The sequence below is a fragment of the Brevibacterium oceani genome, from assembly GCF_017948325.1.
Lineage (GTDB): Bacteria > Actinomycetota > Actinomycetes > Actinomycetales > Brevibacteriaceae > Brevibacterium > Brevibacterium oceani.
The window spans coordinates 2144065-2162971 of the sequence record NZ_CP072846.1 but is presented as its reverse complement, the minus strand read 5'-3'; the positions used below and the strand labels follow the sequence as shown (position 1 = coordinate 2162971).

Annotated in this window: 16 protein-coding genes; 13 read left to right on the top strand and 3 right to left on the bottom strand. The window is 66.5% G+C overall.

The window, feature by feature from the left end:
* The first annotated feature begins 10 nt into the window (after window positions 1–10).
* A complete protein-coding gene (gene arc / locus J9314_RS19455) occupies window positions 11–2857 on the top strand; it encodes a proteasome ATPase (RefSeq protein ID WP_425514154.1) in 2847 nt (948 codons plus the stop codon).
* A gap of 15 nt (window positions 2858–2872) precedes the next feature.
* Here arc and J9314_RS09600 read toward each other — a convergent pair whose 3' ends face one another.
* The gene (locus J9314_RS09600) at window positions 2873–3274 is read right to left on the bottom strand and encodes a DUF3054 domain-containing protein (RefSeq protein ID WP_181273731.1); all 402 of its coding nucleotides are present in this window, start codon (window positions 3272–3274) and stop codon (window positions 2873–2875) included.
* Window positions 3275–3306: 32 nt separating this feature from the next.
* On the opposite strand from J9314_RS09600, the gene dop reads away from it, so the two are divergent.
* The 7 genes from dop (at window position 3307) to J9314_RS09565 (ending at window position 9434) form a co-directional block, all read left to right on the top strand.
* Complete coding sequence (gene dop / locus J9314_RS09595) at window positions 3307–4836, top strand: depupylase/deamidase Dop (protein WP_210602226.1); 1530 nt, start codon at window positions 3307–3309, stop codon at window positions 4834–4836.
* An 11-nt stretch (window positions 4837–4847) separates the two neighbouring features.
* A complete protein-coding gene (locus tag J9314_RS09590; RefSeq protein WP_166971760.1) occupies window positions 4848–5039 on the top strand; it encodes a ubiquitin-like protein Pup in 192 nt (63 codons plus the stop codon).
* 1 nt (window position 5040) lies between these two features.
* Window positions 5041–5841 carry a proteasome subunit beta gene (gene prcB, locus J9314_RS09585; protein WP_210602225.1) on the top strand — a complete coding sequence of 267 codons (801 nt, stop codon included), beginning with the start codon at window positions 5041–5043 and terminating at the stop codon, window positions 5839–5841.
* A gap of 55 nt (window positions 5842–5896) precedes the next feature.
* On the top strand, window positions 5897–6586 hold the full coding sequence (prcA, locus tag J9314_RS09580; protein ID WP_210602224.1) for a proteasome subunit alpha: 690 nt from the start codon (window positions 5897–5899) through the stop codon (window positions 6584–6586).
* A complete protein-coding gene (gene pafA / locus J9314_RS09575) occupies window positions 6587–7990 on the top strand; it encodes a Pup--protein ligase (protein WP_210602223.1) in 1404 nt (467 codons plus the stop codon).
* 67 nt (window positions 7991–8057) lie between these two features.
* Entirely contained in the window at window positions 8058–9008 is a 951-nt protein-coding gene (locus J9314_RS09570) for an FKBP-type peptidyl-prolyl cis-trans isomerase (protein WP_246490311.1), read from the top strand.
* Between the two features lie 54 nt (window positions 9009–9062).
* Window positions 9063–9434: an FKBP-type peptidyl-prolyl cis-trans isomerase gene (locus J9314_RS09565; protein WP_210602222.1), complete on the top strand. Its 372-nt coding sequence runs from the start codon at window positions 9063–9065 to the stop codon at window positions 9432–9434.
* A 161-nt stretch (window positions 9435–9595) separates the two neighbouring features.
* On the opposite strand, the gene J9314_RS09560 is transcribed toward J9314_RS09565, so the two are convergent.
* A complete protein-coding gene (locus tag J9314_RS09560) occupies window positions 9596–10723 on the bottom strand; it encodes a DUF3866 family protein (RefSeq protein WP_210602221.1) in 1128 nt (375 codons plus the stop codon).
* A gap of 40 nt (window positions 10724–10763) precedes the next feature.
* Here J9314_RS09560 and J9314_RS09555 point away from each other — a divergent pair, with 40 nt between their 5' ends.
* The 5 genes from J9314_RS09555 to J9314_RS09535 all read left to right on the top strand — a co-directional run bounded on the left by J9314_RS09555 (window position 10764) and on the right by J9314_RS09535 (window position 16622).
* Window positions 10764–11786, top strand: coding sequence for a helix-turn-helix transcriptional regulator (locus J9314_RS09555; protein ID WP_246490718.1), 1023 nt, complete (start codon window positions 10764–10766; stop codon window positions 11784–11786).
* Window positions 11770–12657, top strand: a complete 888-nt coding sequence (locus J9314_RS09550) for a WYL domain-containing transcriptional regulator (protein ID WP_210605449.1) — start codon at window positions 11770–11772, stop codon at window positions 12655–12657. Before J9314_RS09555 ends, J9314_RS09550 begins: the two co-directional genes overlap by 17 nt.
* A 101-nt stretch (window positions 12658–12758) precedes the next feature.
* Window positions 12759–13070 (top strand): twin-arginine translocase TatA/TatE family subunit, encoded by a 312-nt coding sequence (gene tatA, locus J9314_RS09545; protein ID WP_210605448.1) that lies wholly within the window; start codon window positions 12759–12761, stop codon window positions 13068–13070.
* Entirely contained in the window at window positions 13067–13909 is an 843-nt protein-coding gene (gene tatC / locus J9314_RS09540) for a twin-arginine translocase subunit TatC (protein WP_343207053.1), read from the top strand. Before tatA ends, tatC begins: the two co-directional genes overlap by 4 nt.
* Window positions 13902–16622 carry a DEAD/DEAH box helicase gene (locus J9314_RS09535; protein ID WP_210605447.1) on the top strand — a complete coding sequence of 907 codons (2721 nt, stop codon included), beginning with the start codon at window positions 13902–13904 and terminating at the stop codon, window positions 16620–16622. The genes tatC and J9314_RS09535 overlap by 8 nt, the downstream gene beginning before the upstream one ends.
* On the opposite strand, the gene secA2 is transcribed toward J9314_RS09535, so the two are convergent.
* A complete protein-coding gene (gene secA2 / locus J9314_RS09530) occupies window positions 16623–18884 on the bottom strand; it encodes an accessory Sec system translocase SecA2 (protein WP_210605446.1) in 2262 nt (753 codons plus the stop codon).
* Window positions 18885–18907 lie beyond the last annotated feature (23 nt).

Below are 18907 nucleotides of genomic sequence, written 5' to 3'. Positions count from 1 at the left end.
TGGTGTCATCATGACTCAGGCACTCCATACCCGGCCTCCGCGCGTTCTGTCTCCGAGCGAGAAGGTCCAGCTCACCGATCCGAAGGGGCGCATGCACACCATCGTGCTCGCCGAGGGTGAGACGTTCCACACGAACAAGGGGCTCATCAGCCACGACGACATCATCGGTCGGACCGAGGGAATCATCGTCTCGAACACCGGGGGAGTGGACTTCCAGGTCTTCCGACCCAGGTACGAAGACTTCGTGCTCTCGATGCCCCGCGGTGCCGCGGTCGTCTACCCCAAGGACTCCGGACTCATCGTCACCCTCGGCGACATCTTCCCCGGTGCCGTCGTCGTCGAGGCCGGAGTCGGATCCGGTGCGCTGTCGATGGCGCTGCTGCGGGCCGTCGGCCCCGCAGGCTCCGTCCACTCGTTCGAGCTCCGCGAGGAGTTCGCCACGATCGCGAAGGGCAACATTGCCGACTTCTTCGACGGCGAACCGGACAACTGGTCGGTGACGGTCGGCGACCTCGCCGACACGCTGCCGCAGACCTTCGGGCCCGGCTCGGTCGATCGCGTCGTGCTCGACATGCTCACTCCCTGGAACACCCTCGACGCGGTCAGCGATGCCCTGGCCCCAGGCGGAATCGTCATCGCCTATGTCGCCACCGTCCCGCAGCTCTCCCGCTTCGTCGAGGCCCTGCGCGCCTCACAGAAGTTCGCCGAGCCAGAATCCATGGAGGCCATGATCCGCGGCTGGCACGCCGACGGCCTCGCCGTGCGCCCCGATCACCGGATGATCGCGCACACCGGGTTCCTCATCATCGCCCGCCGCATGGCCGACGGCGTTGCCCCGCTGGAGAAGAAGAAGCGTCCCGCGGCCGCAACCGCCGCACCGGAGGACGTCAGCGCCTGGACCGACTCCGAAGTCACCGAGGCGGCGATCGGCACCCGCACCGCCCACGGCAAGAAGCTGCGACGAGTGATGCGCGATGCCGGCAGACGACTGCGCGACGACGACGACCGACCCGACGGCGCCCCACCGGGATCCGGGACAGGAACCGAGGACACAGACACACCGGACCCGACCGACACAGCAGCCCGCGGCGGGGCCGCAGCCCCCCATCGGATCAGCGACCACGACCAGCACCGCATCCACGACCAGCACCGCATCCACGACCAGCACCGCATCCACGACCAACACAGAGTCGGAGGAGGAACGATGACAGAGACACCGACCGAGATGAAGCGCCTGCGTGAGGACACCGCCTCGCTGCGTCAGCAGCTCTACAGCGCCGGGAAGCGCAACGAGGCCCTGTCGAAGACCCTCCGCACAGCCCGTGACGAGCTGAATCGGATCAAGGAAGAGGCCCGTCGTCTGACCGAGCCGCCGAACAACTGGGGCACCCTCATCGCACTCGATGAGTCCGGTGTCGCCGCCGACGTCATCGTCGGCGGACGCCGGATGCGCGTGGCCGTGGCCCCCGAGGTCGAACCCACCCAGCTGCGGGCCGGAGCCGATGTGCTCCTGTCCGAAGGGCTCGTCATCATCGGCACCGGCGCCTTCGCCTCGGTCGGCTCGGTCGTCAACGTCCGTGAGTTCGTCGATGAGACGCGCATCCTCGTCGGAGCTCCTGGTGATGACGAGCAGGTCTTCGTCCTCGCCGCCGACCTCATCGACTCGGGTCTGCGCGTCGGCGATGCCGTCGTCGTCGACACCCGCACCCACTACGCGCTGCAGGTCGTCGAGAAGCCGGAGGTCTCCTCGCTGCTGCTCGAAGAGGTCCCGGACATCACCTATTCGGACATCGGCGGCCTCGCTGACCAGATCGGTCTGATCAAGGACGCCGTCGAACTGCCCTTCGAACACCCTGAGCTCTACACCGAGCACGGGCTCAAACCACCCAAGGGCATCCTGCTCTACGGTCCGCCCGGATGCGGCAAGACCCTCATCGCGAAGGCCGTGGCGAACTCGTTGGCCGACCGCACCGGTGAGGAACGTGCCCGCAAGACCTACTTCCTCAACATCAAGGGCCCCGAGCTGCTGGACAAGTACGTCGGTGAGACCGAACGTCAGCTGCGTCTGATCTTCGCCCGCGCCCGGGAGAAGGCCTCGGCCGGGTTCCCCGTCGTCGTCTTCTTCGACGAGATGGAATCACTGTTCCGCACCCGCGGCACCGGCAAGTCCTCGGACGTGGAGACGACGATCGTCCCGCAGCTGCTCACCGAGATCGACGGCGTCGAACAGCTCGACAACGTCATCGTCATCGGCGCGTCGAACCGTGAGGACCTCATCGATCCCGCGATCCTGCGGCCCGGCCGCCTCGATGTGAAGATCCGCATCGAACGCCCCGATGCCGATGCCGCCCGCGACATCTTCGAGAAGTACCTGACCGCGGACCTGCCGCTGCACACCAGCGTCCACGAGGGGCATTCGACCCCCGCCGAGGCGGTGTCCGCCCTCATCGACTTCTGTGTCGATCGGATGTACGCCCAGTCACCGGAGAACGAATTCGTCGAGGTCAGCTACGCCGACGGTTCGAAGGAAGTCCTTCACTTCTCCGACTTCGCCTCGGGTGCGATGATCCACAACATCGTCGACCGGGCGAAGAAGTCGGCGATCAAGTCGCTGCTCGACACCGGTGAGCGGGGACTGCGCCGCGACCACTTCGAGGCCGCCATCGCCGAGGAGTTCAGCGAGCATGAGGACCTGCCGAATACGACGAACCCGGATGAATGGGCACGGATCTCCGGTCGCAAGGGCGAACGCGTCACCCATCTGCGGATGATGCACCTCGACACCACCCGCGGCGCCCCGACGGTGCCCTATGAGGTCGACGTCGCCGAGGTGCGGCCGAACTCCGACCTCGTCTGAACACGGAGGATCGGGTCAGCGGCTGCGCTTGCGGCCCGATCCTCCGGCGACGGCGGTGGCGATGATGCGCCACCCGACGAGGGTGATGAGATTGAGCGTGGTCGCCACGATCATGAAGCTCACGGGCACCGTGCCCGGTTCGCCGCCCGCGCCGGTGATCCCGCGGATGACGAGTCCGATGAGCACGGTGATCGCCCACACCCCGGTGCCGGTGGCCAGGGGAGCGATCGGTCGATCCCAGACCGCGGTGAGCAGCCAGGCGATGACGAGAGCGGCGCAGAACGGCCACGCCGTGGTCAGCAGCCCCTGCAGCTCGAAATTGTGAGAATGTGTGTAGTGACCGACGATCGTGAACAGAACCACGAGGATGAGGTCGACGAGCAGTGCGATCGGGAGATGGGATTTCTTGACAGCCACGTCCCCGAGTCTAGACCTTGGAGGAAGAACAGATGCTCAGAGTCCAGCGTGTCATGGGATCCGAGACCGAGTTCGGTCTCAGCCAGCCGGGCAACCCGCATGCGAATCCGATGCGCGATTCGGCGCGTGTCGTCGACGCCTACGCCGGACCGCGCGGCCTGAAGTCATCGCAGAACTTCTGGGACTTCGCCGCCGAATCGCCGCTGGCCGATGCGCGCGGGTTCTTCATGAACATCGCCGATGCGGACTCCTCGCAGCTCACACACATTCCGACCGATGAGGTCGAAGCCCAGTACCTGGCCAACGTGGTCACGGAGAACGGCGCGCGCTACTACGTCGACCATGCGCATCCCGAATACTCCTCCCCGGAGGTGCTCACACCGCGTGACATCGTCACCTTCGACCGGGCCGGCGACCTCGTGGCACTGGCCTCGGTGCGGGCCTTGGAATCCTCGGCCGAACCGGTCAACCTGTACAAGAACAACACCGACTCCAAGGGCTCGTCCTACGGCACCCACGAGAACTACCTCGTCGACCGCAGCGTCGACTTCGACGACATCGTCGCCGGCCTCATCCCGTTCTTCGTCTCCCGACAGGTCCTCTGCGGCTCCGGACGGGTGGGCATCGGACGCGAAGGTGAGGGCAAGGGGTTCCAGATCTCGTCTCGCGCGGACTTCTTCGAAGCCGAGGTCGGTCTCGAGACGACTCTGCGCCGTCCCATCGTCAACACCCGCGACGAACCCCACGCGGACCCGGCGAAGTACCGTCGCCTGCACATCATCATCGGCGACGCCACCCTGGCCGAACCCGCGACCTTCGTGCGCTTCGGCGCCACCTCCCTCGTCCTCGCCCTCATCGAGGCGGGTCAGGCCCCGCGCATCGAACTCGCCGACCCGGTGCAGTCGTTGGCCGACGTCAGCCACGACCTGACCCTGAGCGCCCGACTGCCGCTGGCCGACGGCAGCACGACCAGCGCCCTGGAGATCCAGGAGGCCTTCTACGCCGCGTGTGCCGAACACGCCGACCACGACGATCCGGCCACCGCCGAGGTGCTTGCCGAGTGGAGGCGGTTCCTCGACGGTCTCGCGGACGATCCGCGCGGCCTCGCCGATTCCATCGACTGGGTCGCCAAATGGGTCCTGCTTGAGAGCTACCGGTCCCGCGAGAGCCTCGACTGGGATCACCCGAAGCTCGCCCTCATCGACGTCCAGTACCACGACGTGAGGCCGGAGAAGGGACTGTTCTACAAGCTCGAACGCGCCGGTCGGATCCGACGGATGACCACCGATGCCGAGGTCGAAGCGGCGGTGGCCAACGCCCCCGACGGGACGCGGGCCTTCCTCCGCTCGGTCGCGGTCGGCCGCCTCGGAGAGGAGCTCGTGGCCGCCAGCTGGGACTCCCTGGTCCTCAACGCCGGCGACTTCGGCGTCGTGCGCCTGCCCATGCAGGAACCGCTCAAGGGCACCCGTGCGCTGCTGGCCGAACGGCTCGAGGGGATCGAGACCGCCGAGGGCCTGCTGGAGGCACTCGGAGTGGATAGACTGAGGACGAAGAACGACTGAAGGGGTGTGAGATGAGCTCGCAGGAACAGTTCCAACACGATAAGTCGACCGGTGGCGGAGACGCGCCCGTCGACCCGCCGGAGGCAGTCCAGGGTCAGATCAACACCCAGAACGTCGATTCCATCCTCGACGAGATCGACGGTGTGCTGGAGTCGAACGCGGAGGAGTTCGTCAAGAACTTCGTCCAGAAGGGCGGCCAATGAGATGGCAGGATTCCCTCCTGCATTCTTGAGTTCGACGAGCAATTCGTTCGTCGAACTCGCCCGCTCCCTGGCACCCGAGGCCCTGCCGCGGGGTGGGGCCAGGGATCTGTCCGAGCAGTCGCCGGAAGGCACGACGATCATCTGCTTCCGGACCGCCTCGGGCATCCTCATGGCCGGGGATCGGCGCGCCACGATCGGCAACCTCATCGCCTCCCATTCGATGGAGAAGGTCAAGCCCGCCGACGACTACTCCGTCATCGGCATCGCCGGCACGGCCGGCGTCGCCCTCGACCTCATCCGGCTCTTCCAGCTCGAACTCGAGCACTACGAGAAGATCGAAGGGGCCCGTCTCTCGCTCAACGGCAAGGCCAACCGCCTGGCCGCGATGCTGCGGGGCAACCTCGGCCTGGCCATGCAGGGCCTGAGCGTGGTTCCCCTGTTCGCCGGGGTCGACGAGGTGACCCCGCATGGGCAGATCTTCAGCTTCGACGTCACCGGCGGCAAATACGAAGAGCACCGCTTCCACGCGATCGGCTCGGGATCCGGCTTCGCCCGCGGGGCACTGAAGAAGCTGTGGCGGCCCGAACTCGACCAGGACCAGGCGATTTCGGTGGCCGTCGAGGCACTCTTCGACGCCTCCGATGACGATTCGGCCACCGGGGGACCGGACTTCGTCCGGCAGATCGCCCCGACGATCTTCACCGTCGACCTCGCCGAGGGAGTCACCGAGATCGACTCAGCAGCCGTTCTCACCACCGCCGCCGAGGTCGTCGATCGTCGCACCCGGACCGCCGGGGCATGAGCGGCGTGACGACAGCGCCGACGACAGTGCGCCCGGCACAGCGAAAGGACCGGTCATGAGCCAGGCCCCGTTCTATGTCTCACCCGAACAGCTGATGAAGGACCGCGCCGACTTCGCGCGCAAGGGCATCGCCCGCGGCCGCTCGGTCGTCGTCCTCCGCTACGACTCCGGCATCCTGCTGCTCGCGGAGAACCCCTCGCCGACCCTGCACAAGATCGCGGAGATCTACGACCGGATCGGCTTCGCCGCCGTCGGCAAGTACAACGAATTCGAGACCCTGCGTCAGGCCGGGGTGCGCTACGCCGACCTGCGCGGTTACTCCTACGATCGGATCGATGTCACCGCCAGGGGCCTGACGAACGCTTATGCGCAGACCCTCGCCGGCGTCTTCACCACCGAATCGAAGCCCTTCGAAGTCGAACTCGTCGTGGCCGAACTCGGCGTCACCGCGGACGCTGATCAGCTCTACCGGCTCAGCTACGACGGATCGGTCATCGACGAGACCGAGCATGTGGCCATCGGCGGGCAGGCCGATGCGATCACCGCATCCCTGTCCGGGCTGCGCACCTCATCACTCGACCTGGCCGCCGTGTTCAACCACGGCGTCGCTGCTCTGGCCGCCGCCACCCGGTCGAGCCTGCCCACCGAGGATCTCGAGGCCGCCGTCCTCGATCGCACGACGCACCGGCAGCGGACGTTCCGCCGTCTCGACGAGACGACGATGGCCGGGCTGAGGGAGGACTGAATGGCACGCATCTACGGAGTCGAGACCGAATACGGACTCGCGCACACCGCTGCTGAGGACGGGCGACGCATCGGACCGGAGGAGATCGCCCGCTACCTCTTCCGTCCTGTCGTCGAATGGGGTCGGTCGTCGAACGTGTTCCTGCCCAACGGGTCTCGTCTCTACCTCGACGTCGGTTCGCATCCCGAATATGCGACCGCAGAATGCGACGACCTCTCCGACCTGCTCGCCCAGGACCGGGCGGGCGAGGGGCGGATGATCGACCTGCTGAACAAGGCGCAGAGCGCACTCGAAGCCGACGGCATCGGCGGTCGGGTGCACATGGTCAAGAACAACACCGACGCGGCCGGGAACTCCTACGGCTCGCACGAGAACTTCCTCATCCGCCGCACCCTCGACTTCAACCGGCTGACGACCGTACTTCTGCCGTTCCTCGTCTCACGCCAGCTGCTCGTCGGCGCCGGTGCTGTCATTCCCCGCCGCTCGGCCTTCGCCCCCGACGAGGTGGCCGACCGTTCGGAGATGATGTTCGGCCTCTCCGCCCGCTCCGATGTGATGTGGGAGGGTCTGTCCTCGGCGACGACCCGGTCACGGCCGATCATCAACGCCCGCGACGAACCGCACGCGGACGCCGAGAAGTACCGGCGTCTGCACGTCATCGTCGGCGACTCCTCGATGTCGACGACCACCTCGGCGCTGAAGATCGGGTCGGCCGTCCTCATGCTCGACCTCATCGAACAGGGAGCACGGATCCCCGAAAACGGGCTGCGCCATCCGGTGCGCGACATCCGGCTCGTGGCCCGGGACCTCACCGGGTCCGTCGTGCTCGAACGCACCGATGGGACGACCACGACCCCGCTCGGTCTGCTCGCCGACTATCGGGACCGGGCGCAGCGACTCGTCGAGACCGGCGATCACAGCCTCGGCGACGAAGGGCTGGCCCGCTACGTCATCGACCTGTGGACGCGGATGCTCACCGCCGTCGAATCCCAGGACTTCGGCGCCGTCGACACCGAGATCGACTGGGTGATGAAGCGCACCCTCATCGAACGCTCAATGGTCCGAGGGAACGAGGACATCACGGATCCGCGCATCCACCGACTCGACATCGCCTACCACGACATCACACCGGCCACCGGGCTGTTCCCGAAGCTGGAGGCGGCGGGAATGGCGAAGAGCCTCGTGCCCGCCGCGGCGGCTGAGAAGGCCAAGGTCGACCCGCCCACAGGCACCCGCGCGGCCATCCGCGGCGAGTTCGTGCGGGCAGCGCATGAGGCCCGACGGGACTACACGGTCGACTGGGTGCACCTGCGGCTCAACGACGAATCCGGCCGGGCTGTGGCGCTGAAAGACCCGTTCGCCACGACCCACCCGCAGGCGGAGACACTCATCGCGGGCCTGTAAGATCGCCCTGTGATCCGGTCGGGTCCGCCGATGCGCGGCGACGGCCACGTGTGACGAAAGGAAACCAGTGCGCACCAAAGTGCTCAGCTCCATCGCGGCGGGTCTGCTGCTGCTCTCGGCCTGTGGGCAGGGCGAGGAGTCCGATGACTCGACCACGCCGCCGCCGTCCGTGGCCGCCCAGGATGCGAAGTCGACGAGTCTTGACGACATCTCCGTCGACGGGAAGACGGGGGAGAAGCCGAAGGTCAGCTTCGAGTCTCCTCTGGTCGTGAAGAAGACCGAGAAGAAGGTTCTCGACCAGGGCAAGGGCGACAAGGTCGCCGACGGCGAACAGGTCACCGCGCAGATGACGTTGGTCTCCGGCACGACCGGCAAGGTCGTCGAATCGAGCTACGACTCGAAGTCGCCGGCAGGATTCCCCATGGACAAGTCGCAGATCTCAGGCGACCTCTACGACGCGCTCATCGGCGTCAAGACAGGTTCCCGCGTCATGCTCACGCTCAACGGCAGCGCCGAACAGGGCCAGGCCTCGCAGACGCTGGTCTACGTCATCGACGTCGAGAAGGCCGAGAAGCCGCTGACTCGCGCCGAGGGCGAGAAGGCCGACCAGTCGGACAACCCCGTGACCGTGGACTGGGCCGATGACGGTGCCCCGTCGATCTCGAAGCCGAAGGGGGATAAGCCGAAGAAGCTCGAGACCTTCGCGACGATCGAAGGTGAGGGGCCCGAGATCGAGAAGGGCCAGAGCGTGTCCGTGAAGTACTCCGGCTGGCTCTGGGACGACACGTCGAAGGCCTTCGACTCGAACTGGAAGAAGGGCGGTCAGCCCTTCCCCGTCTCTCCCGTCGGCGACGCTCAGGTCATCGACGGATGGAACGAGGGCCTCATCGGCCAGAAGGTCGGCAGCCAGATCGTCCTCATCGTGCCGCCAGACAAGGGCTACGGCGAACAGGGCAATGAGTCGATCCCGGGCAATTCGACCCTGATCTTCGTCATCGACATCCTCTCGGCTCAGTAGACAGACAACCACCCACACCGACCGTGACGAACGGTCAGCACAGGAGGAGACACCATGAAGCAGAAACCACAAGTCGATTTCCCCGGCGGCGACGCTCCCACCGAACTCGTCATCGTCGATGACGTCATCGGTGACGGCGCCGAGGCGGGTCCCGGTGACACCGTGAGCGTGCACTACGTCGGCGTCGCCCATTCGACAGGTGAGGAGTTCGACGCATCGTACAACCGCGGCACCCCGCTCGAGTTCCGTCTCGGGTCGGGCATGGTCATCTCCGGCTGGGACCAGGGAATCCAGGGCATGAAGGTCGGCGGCCGTCGCACCCTGCAGATCCCTCCGCACCTGGCCTACGGAGACCAGGGCGCCGGCGGAGTCATCCAGCCCGGTGAGAGCCTCATCTTCGTCTGCGATCTCGAGAACGTGCGCTGATCACAGCCCCTCGCTGATCACAGATCCTCGTCGTCGGGGCCGGACTCTGTTGAGTCCGGCCCCGACTCATTCACGGACAGAACATTTCGGTGCAGCACATTGCAGATCCGGTGTGGCCCGGTGCCGTTCGCCCCGGATCACCGCGGTGCATCCGGCGTGAATCAGATGAGCTCGGCGGCACACCGACCCGCCGCGGCTGCGGCGAGGAACGACGCCGCATCGGCCGGCAGCCTGCGACCCATGGTCGACAGCCCCACGGGGGAGGCGCCCAGTCCGGCCCACAGTCCGGTGAGGTCGACGTCGAGCAGCGCATGCATGCTCAGCCGACTCAGCTGTTCGGACACGATGCCGTCCACCACGCGCGGATCGGGCTCCATCTCCTCAAGCTCCTCCTCGGTGAGGGTGGAGAAGTCCGGCACCGGGACCTGCACTCCCGGACGGGCGATCTCGGTCAGGGCAGTGAGCGTATGGTGCGAGATGCCGAAATGACGGCCGCGGGCATCGGCGTTCGACATCCGCAGCACGCCGAGGGGAATGCCGTCGAGGAGTGCCGCGGCATTGAGATGATCGCCGGTGACGAGCCCGGAGAAGCCGTACTTCGTGCCCGTGCCCAGATTGCCGGGACCCTGCGCCACGACGGCGATGTCGGCCTCCATGACGTGCCGGGCGGCGAGCAGACCGGTGTGGATCGTCACGGCCTCGAGGTCCCCGCCCCAGGCTTGGCCCGTGCTGATCGACCCGGTCAGCCAGCCGGCGTCCTTGAGTCCTGCCACGGCCTTCGAGAACGGGGCCGGCAGCGCCGCACCGTCGCTGAGGACGTAGGCGATGCGCAGCGACGGATCGACCGTTCGGATCCCGGAGATGACGGCCGGCAGCGCCGAATGCAGATCGGCGACGATCACGGGCATGCTCTCCAGTCGTTCCGCCTCGGCGAGCACGGCATGGTGGTCGGATTCCTGATCGTCGACGCCGAGGACCATCGTCTGCAGCGGCGAATACCGGTCCTTGACGAGATGTCCCGGGCCGTTCGGCGGATCGGACGGCAGCGCATCGGGCAGAGCCACGATGAGACCGAAGCCTCCGGTGCCGAGTCGTTTGGCCAGCGCCGAAACGTTGACGATGACTGTGTCGTCGAGGCGCGGGTGGCCGATCGCGTCGGTGTAGGCGATCGCTCGGATCGCGGTCACCTCCGAACCCGGCAGCGCCTCCTCCAGTTCGACCTCGACCTCTGTGTATCCTGGCCGGGTGGAGCGTATCGCTGAGACGATTCCTCTGCGCCAATGAATCATGGTCCCAAGACTATCGCCCGGCTTGAGTTACGGTGGAATCGTGAACACACCCCGCCCCAGCAGACAGAGGCAGCAGACCGAGCGTCTGATGAACCTGCTGATCGCCCTCCGCACCTCCCGCGGATGGGTCTCGCGTCAGACGCTGATGAACGCCATCGACGGCTATCGCGGCCTCGACGACATCGCCTTCGACCGCAAGTTCTCCCGCGACAAGGAGCTGCTGCGACACATGGGCATCACCATCGCCACCCGTGGTGAGCACGACGCCTACGGGGATGCGGGGGAGACCGGCTACCGGATCTCGGCAGCCGACTATGCGATGGACGATGTCGACCTCACCCCGGCAGAGGTGGCGGCGGTGACCGTGGCGGCGGCCTTCTGGTCGGAGACGGAGCTCGGCGATTCGAGCGCCCAGGCGCTGACGAAGCTGCGGGCGCTGGGACTCGACCTCGACGAGGCCGGCCCCGGACGCGGCGCGTTCGAACCCGGAACCGCGGCCAGGCGCCTGGCGAGTGCGAACTTCGCCGACGCCCTTCACCACATCAACGCCCGCGAGGCGATCGGATTCACCTATCACAAGCCGGGGCAGACGGCGCGCAAGGTGCGCCTTGAACCCTATGCCCTGCTCAGCCGCGGCGACCGGGTCTACCTCTTCGGCTTCGACCTCGACCGGCAGGCCCGCCGCACGTTCCGCCTCTCCCGCGTCGACGGCAGAATCGGCAAGCTCGGCGGGCGCGAACCCGGCGACTACGCCATTCCCGACGACTTCTCCCCTGGACTCGCCCTGCAGTCGAGTTCGGAGATGGCCGTGGTCGCCGAGGCGACGCTGACCATCCGTGCCCACCGCGCCGACCCGCTGCGGCGTCGGCAGATCCGTGAGGAGGACGGGGCCGTGATCATCGAGTACTCCGATGAGCATGCGCTGGCCGCCGAGATCGTCGGCTTCGGAGACGCTGTCGAGGCTCTCGCTCCGGCCGAGCTCGTCCGCGCCGTCGATGCCCGACGCGACACGATCCGCGCCTCGCTCAACCGGTTGGGAGGCGCGAATGTCCTCAGCGCGTGAGAGACTCACCAGGCTGCTCAGCCTCGTGCCCTACCTCGACGCCCATCCCGGGGCCGATCTCGAGGAGACCGCCGCCTACTTCGGCATCGACTCGGACACCCTCATCGACGACCTCGAGCTCCTCTTCGTCACCGGCCGCCCCGGTCACATGCCCGATGATCTCATCGACGCCTCGTGGGAAGGCGGGCAGATCTTCATCTCCAACGCCGAGGAGGTCTCCGTCCCAGTGCGGCTGAGCGCGGAGGAGGCCGGCGTCCTCGTCCTCGCTCTCGATATGCTCTCCTCCCTGCCCGGCCTCGATTCCGAAGCTGTGTCCACGGCCGCGGACAAGCTGCGAGTAGCGGCGGGGGAGAACCTGCGCACTGCGGTCGACGTCAGCCCCATCGATGCCGATCCGGAGCTGCTCGCGGCGCTCAAGGAGGCCATCGAGACCGAGTCGGCACTGCGCATCGACTACTATGTGGCCTCGCGAGACGAGCTGACCACCCGCACGATCGCACCGACGAACCTCGTGCCCGGAGCCGACTGGTACGTCGACGCCTGGTGCTATTCCGCGGGAGCACCGCGACGCTTCGCGCTCGGGGCCATCCGCTCATGGGAGAGAACCGAGCATCCGCCGCTGGCGGTGAACGAGTCGACGCCGGAGACTCGTGAGGTCACTCTGGGACTCGCGGCGCGGGGCGCGTGGCTGGCCGATGAGCTCGATGTATCCACTCGCGAGTACGCCGAGACCGGGGACACGAGCGTGCGGATCCGGATGGTCGTCCACTCGGTGGATTGGCTGAGCCGGTTCCTGCTCTGCCATGCCGATGTCATCACGGAGATCGACGACGCCGAGGCGGTCAGGGTCGCGCTCGACCGGCTCGGCTGAGGTGCCGATCGCCCTGGCGCGAACCGCCCGGCTGCGTGGATGAAAGGCTCAGCCGCACAGCGTAGAATCATCCTCAGCATCAACAATCCAAGGAGCTCCCAATGAGACCAAGTTTCGTGCAGATCGCGATCGTGATCCTCATCATCGTGATCATCTTCGGCGCGCCCAAACTGCCGCAGCTGGCCCGGAGCCTGGGACAGTCGATGAAGATCTTCAAATCCGAGGTCAAGGACCTCCGCGGTGACGACGACGATGCGCAGAAGTCCACCGAACCGGGAACACTGGACCGCAGCTCCTCGAGCGAATCCGCGCCGTCGACCGGAACCTCCGGCACCACCGGCGGCACCGGTGACCGTACCGGCACCGATGAGGCGAGTCGTGAGAAGCAGGACCCACAGTCTCACGAGAAGTGAAAGAGAACAGCCAGCGGAAGCCGTCACGGTCACGGAAGAAGAACCCTGAGAAGAAGATGCCCGTCGTCGGGCACCTCGTCGAGTTGCGCAACCGCGTCATCATCGCCTTGATCGCCATCGCACTCGGTGCCGTCGCGGGCTGGTTCCTCTACGACCGTGTCCTCGACATCCTGCAGGAGCCGATCCGCACGATCCGCGATGACGGTGGGCGGATGGCCGAGATCAACTTCGCGGGAGTGGCCTCCCCGTTCGACCTGAAGATCAAACTCTCGTTCTTCATCGGACTCTTCCTCTCCTGCCCGATCTGGCTCTACGAGATCTGGGCGTTCATCGTCCCGGGTCTCAAGCGCAAGGAGAAGCTGTACTCCCTGGGCTTCCTCGGGGCGGCGATTCCGCTGTTCCTGGCCGGCTCGACGATGGCGTTCTTCGCCCTTCCGAACGCCGTCAAGGCCCTGACCTCGTTCACCCCGGCAGGCGGGACGAACATCATCCCGGCTCAGGACTATCTGAGCTTCGTGATGGTCATCATCGTCGTCTTCGGCCTCGCCTTCGTCCTGCCCGTTCTCATGGTGGGCCTGAACATGCTGGGCATCCTGTCGGCGGAGAGGATCAAGAAGTCGTGGCGCATCATCGTCATGCTCGTGTTCCTGTTCGCAGCGATCGCCACTCCCACTCCCGATGCGATGTCGATGTTCTTCCTCGTCATCCCCATGATGACGTTGTTCTGTCTGGCCTGGGTGATCTGCCTGTTCAACGATCGGCGGAAGAAGAAGCGGCTGATCGAGCAGGGCCTGTGGGTCGACCCGGACGACACTATCGACGAAGAGAAGAATGACTGATATCACGCAGCCAGAGAACCCGAACTCGGCGGAGGCGACCCTTTCTCCCTCCGCCGCCTACGCCGACTTCAAGGCACGCGCCGAATTCGCGCGCACCCCGCTGGGCCGATTCATGGACCGCACTGAGTTCGAGCTCGACGACTTCCAGGTCGAGGCGTGCAGCCACCTGCAGGACGGTGAGGACGTGCTCGTCACGGCACCGACCGGGGCCGGGAAGACCCTCATCGCCGAATTCGCGGTGGAACTGGCCCGCGACGAGGGCAAGCGGGTCTTCTACACCACCCCCATCAAGGCGCTGAGCAACCAGAAGTTCAACGACCTCGCCGAGGTCCACGGGTCGGAGAACGTCGGCCTGCTCACCGGTGACACCTCGATCCGGCGGGACGCGCCGATCATCGTGATGACCACCGAGGTCCTGCGCAACATGCTCTACAACGACGTGGAGGGCCTGTCCGACCTCGGCTTCGTCGTCCTCGACGAGGTCCACTACCTCGCCGACCGCTTCCGCGGTCCGGTGTGGGAAGAGGTCATCATCCACCTGCCCGATCGGGTGCAGATGGTGTCGCTGTCGGCCACGGTGTCCAATGTCGAGGAGTTCGGGGCTTGGCTGCGCGAGGTGCGGGGCCCGACGACGATCGTGTCGACGAGCCACCGGCCGGTGCCGCTGGTCAACCATGTGCTCGTCGGCCACCGGATGTACGATCTGTTCACTCACACGGACTCGGAACGGATCGATCCGGCCCTCAACCATGCCACGCGCACCCACGGAGGACCGCGGTCGCGGCGGGCCCGTGCCACGCGTGCCCGGTTCCGCCGTCCCAGCCGCACTCAGGTCGTGTCCTCCCTCGCCGAGGCGGCCATGCTGCCCGCGATCATGTTCATCTTCTCCCGCAACGGCTGCGATGAGGCCGTCGAGCAGTACCTGTCGACCGGCGTCGATCTCAATTCGCGGGAGGAGAAGACGATCGTCAACGCGGCGTTGGAATCGCTGCGGGAGGAACTCGCCGACGAGGACCTCGGCATCCTCGGCTACCACACGTTCCGCGAGGGCATGCTGCTCGGTGTGGCAGCCCACCATGCGGGGATGATCCCGCAGTTCAAACAGCTCGTCGAAGAGCTGTTCTCGCAGGGGATCATCAAAGTCGTCTTCGCCACTGAGACCCTGGCCCTGGGCATCAACATGCCCGCCCGCACGGTCGTGCTCGAGAAGCTCGTGAAGTTCAACGGCGAGGCCCATGTGACGATCACCCCGGGGGAGTATACCCAGCTGACCGGACGGGCCGGACGCCGCGGCATCGACCGCATCGGCCACGCCGTCGTCGTCTGGCACCCCACTGTGGAGGTCAGCGAGCTGGCCGCCCTGGCCTCGAACCGGTCGTATGCGCTCAACTCCGCGTTCGGGCCGACCTACAACATGACGGCGAATCTGCTGTCTCGGATGAGCTCCGCCGAAGCGGCGAAGGTGCTCGAGACATCGTTCGCCCAGTTCCAGGCCGACAAGGCCGTCGTCGGCCTGGCCCGGAAGGTGCGCAAGAACGAGGCGACCATCGAGGCCTATGAGAAGTCGATGCACTGCGAGCTCGGGGACTTCGCCGAATACGCCGGACTGCGCCGAGCGATCTCGGACACGCAGAAGCAGGAGACGCGCACGAAGTCGCGCAACCGGCAGCGCGACATCGTCGAATCGCTCACCGCGCTCAAGGTCGGCGATGTGGTGACGATGCCGGCCAAACGCGTCGGCGGCCGCGCCGTCATCATCGCCCCGATGAGCAGCCGGGACGGTACCTCGCGGCTGCCCACCGTGCTGACCGAACAGGGGAAGGTGTGGCACCTGCGGCCGCACGAGGTGACCGAACCCGTCGCCTCCCAGGGCCGTGTCCGCGTGCCGAAGAAGTTCAACCACCGACAGGCCGGCGACCGGCGGCAGCTGCTGTCGATCCTGGAATCGGCCGTCCACGACGGGCGCGTGGACCCGGACGCGCACTGGGAGTCGACCAGGGAGGCTCAGACCGCCTCGACGACCGTAGCCGAGCTGCAGGCGCAGATGCGCGCCCACCCGTGCCACGACTGCCCGGATCGGGAGATGCATGCGCGGTGGGCGAATCGGGCCGACAAGCTCATTCGGGAGAACGAGGGGCTCATCGGGCGCATCGAAGGGCGCACGACCTCGATCGCGCTCGTCTTCGACCGCGTCCAGGACGTCCTGCGCGGACTCGGTTTCGATCCGGCCCAGTCGGAGATGCTGCGCCGCATCTACGGCGAACGCGATCTGCTCGTGGCGCTGACGATCCGCGCGGGGCTGTGGGACGGACTGACCGAACCGGAGCTCGCGTCGTTCGCCTCGATCTTCGTGTTCCAGTCGCGACGGGACACGCTGCACGCGCATCGGGCGCCGAGCGCGGATCTCGAATCCGTCTGTGACGAAGCGGAGACCATCTGGCGTCGCCTCTTCCATCTCGAGGAGCAGCACGCGCTGACGACGACCGATGAACCCGACCAGGGCCTGGTCAAGCCGATGTTCCGATGGACGGAGGGCAAAGCGCTGTCGGAATCGCTGCGCGGCAGCGACATCGCCGCCGGCGACTTCGTGCGCTGGGCCAAGCAGAGCCTCGATCTGCTCGGTCAGATCTCCGAGGTCGTCGACGGCGACACGGCTGTGCGGATCCGTCGCACGATCAATGCGATCCGCCGCGGAGTCGTCGCCGACTCCTGATCAGCGCCTGACCTTCTTGACGATGTTCTCGATATCGGAGCCGAACGCGTTCTCCGTGGTCAGATAGGTCCACGTCGAGGAGGGGCGCTTGAGCCCATGGGACTCGAGGTCGATGCCGTCGGGGGTGATCTCGGCCGTCTCGAGGGTCTCCTTCGCATCATCGATGACATCGGACCAGAAGGAGGAGAAGACGCGGATGGACTCCGCGTTGAAGGCCTCATGCGGCTTCTCCCGGGCGAAGGTCCGCAGGTGGATGCCCTCGCGCAGATCATTGAGGAACGCGAGGTGATCGACCCACCGGGCGTCGAGGTGGAAGAGCATGACCTCGCGCAGCACCGTGTCGAGGACCTCCTCCGACTGCTCGGCCACGATCTCATCGGCCCGGTCGCCGATCTCCTTGCGCAGCTGCGCAACCGGTTCATCGTCCTTGCGGATCTCGGTGCGGCGTTCGAGGACGAGTTCGCGCTGCTTGGCCATGAGTTCGTTGAAGCGCCACGTGTCGCGGTGGAGAGCGGTGTTCTGCCCTTCGGCGATGCGCTGGGCGTGTTCGACGAGACCGAGGGCGCGTTTGGAGTCGATGAGCCCGGTCTCGTCGCCTTCGGTGACGAAGCGTTGGATCTCCGGCGCACGCGTGAGCAGCTCGTCCTCGAGGCTGGTGAAGAACACAGAAGTGCCGGGATCGCCCTGACGGCCGGCACGGCCGCGCAGCTGGTCATCGAGACGCGACGAAGGGTAACGCCCGGCACCGATGACGAGCAGACCGCCGGCCTCGGCGACGTCGTCGTCGGCCAGACGGATATCGGTGCCGCGTCCGGCCATCTGCGTCGAGACGGTCACCGCCGCGGGGGCGCCCGCCGCGGCGATGATCTCGGCCTCGCGGGAATCGTCCTTCGCGTTGAGCACTGCGACTTCGATGCCGCGCTCGGTCAGACGCTCAGCCAGTGATTCGCTCTCGGCCACCGACGACGTGCCGATGAGCACGGGGCGCCGGCGGGAGTGGTTCTCCGCGACCTCCTCGACGATCGCCCGCTCCTTCGACTCCTGATAGGTGTAGAGCCGGTCGGGTTCGTCGACGCGGATGACGGGCAGGTGAGTGTCGATCGGGACGATCTCGAGTGAGTAGAACTCGCGCAGGTCATCGCCGACGGCCAGGGCGGTGCCGGTCATGCCGCATACCGTCGCATAGCCATGGATGAGCTCTTCGACGGTCATCTGGTCGAGGATCTCACCGCTGTCCGTCGTGCCGAGGCTCTCCTTCGCCTCGACAGCGGCCTGCAGCCCGTCGGGCCAGCGTTGGAGTTCGGCCACGCGTCCGCGGGAGGATGAGATGAGTTTGATCCGACCGTCGACGACGAGGTAGTCGACATCGCGCTTGACCAGTGCTCTGGCGTGGAGAGCGATATTCACCGCGGCGAGGGTCTCGGAGTCCTCGCCGAAGAGTTCGACGCCCAGCTCCTCTTCGACTCTGTCGACTCCGGCATCGGTCAGAGCCACGGCGTTGCGGTCGGAGCTGACCTCGAAGTCGGTGTCGGGGGTCAGGCGCGAGACGAGCGCCGCGATGGACTCATCGGCGTCCTGCACGCTCGACGACCCTGCCAGGACGAGGGGCACACGGGCTTCGTCGATGAGCACGGAATCCGCTTCGTCGACGATGACGACATCGCGTTCGGGGACCCGCAGGTCCGCGTCGTCGGTGATGAAGCGATCCCTGAGCACGTCGAAGCCGACCTCCGTCACCGAGGCGTAGAGGACCTCCGCCTGGTACGCCTGGCGACGTTCGTCGTCCTTCTGTGTGCCCGAGATCGCGGCGGAGCGGACGCCGAGGAGGTCGAACAGCGGCTTCATCCAGTTGCGGTCGCGCACGGCGAGGTAGTCATTGACGCTGACGACGTGGACGCGCCGACCCTGCAGGGCGTAGCCGGCCGCGGCCAGCGCTCCGACGAGCGTCTTGCCTTCACCGGTGGCCATCTGCACGACACTGCCCTGGAGCAGACCGATGAGGCCGCGCAGCTGCGTGTCGTAGGCGCTCTCGTCGAGTGCGCGCTCACCGGCTTCACGGGCCAGTGCGCAGTAGCGGGTGAGAGTCTCCTGCTGCGAACCCGAAGCGAAGACCTCGCCGGCGGCCTCGGTGAGTTCGGCGTCGCTGAGTTCGGCGAACTTGCGTCCGGCCGTCGCGATGTCGTCGGCCGAGCGATCGAACCAGCCCGTCGTCTTCTCCGCATGAGAGCCGGGTCGATTGAGCAGGCGAGAAAAGAATCCCATTGTCGTCCTTCGTCGTGTGTTCG

Bases quoted from the DNA above. Each gene is read 5' to 3' on its own strand.
- J9314_RS09550 (WP_210605449.1), top strand. From the start codon at position 11,770: ATGTCCTCAGCGCGTGAGAGACTCACCAGGCTGCTCAGCCTCGTGCCC.
- J9314_RS09590 (WP_166971760.1), top strand. From the start codon at position 4,848: ATGAGCTCGCAGGAACAGTTCCAACACGATAAGTCGACCGGTGGCGGA.
- secA2 (WP_210605446.1), bottom strand. From the start codon at position 18,884: ATGGGATTCTTTTCTCGCCTGCTCAATCGACCCGGCTCTCATGCGGAG.
- dop (WP_210602226.1), top strand. From the start codon at position 3,307: ATGCTCAGAGTCCAGCGTGTCATGGGATCCGAGACCGAGTTCGGTCTC.
- prcA (WP_210602224.1), top strand. From the start codon at position 5,897: ATGAGCCAGGCCCCGTTCTATGTCTCACCCGAACAGCTGATGAAGGAC.
- prcB (WP_210602225.1), top strand. From the start codon at position 5,041: ATGGCAGGATTCCCTCCTGCATTCTTGAGTTCGACGAGCAATTCGTTC.
- J9314_RS09560 (WP_210602221.1), bottom strand. From the start codon at position 10,723: ATGATTCATTGGCGCAGAGGAATCGTCTCAGCGATACGCTCCACCCGG.
- J9314_RS09535 (WP_210605447.1), top strand. From the start codon at position 13,902: ATGACTGATATCACGCAGCCAGAGAACCCGAACTCGGCGGAGGCGACC.
- pafA (WP_210602223.1), top strand. From the start codon at position 6,587: ATGGCACGCATCTACGGAGTCGAGACCGAATACGGACTCGCGCACACC.
- arc (WP_425514154.1), top strand. From the start codon at position 11: ATGACTCAGGCACTCCATACCCGGCCTCCGCGCGTTCTGTCTCCGAGC.
- tatA (WP_210605448.1), top strand. From the start codon at position 12,759: ATGAGACCAAGTTTCGTGCAGATCGCGATCGTGATCCTCATCATCGTG.
- J9314_RS09565 (WP_210602222.1), top strand. From the start codon at position 9,063: ATGAAGCAGAAACCACAAGTCGATTTCCCCGGCGGCGACGCTCCCACC.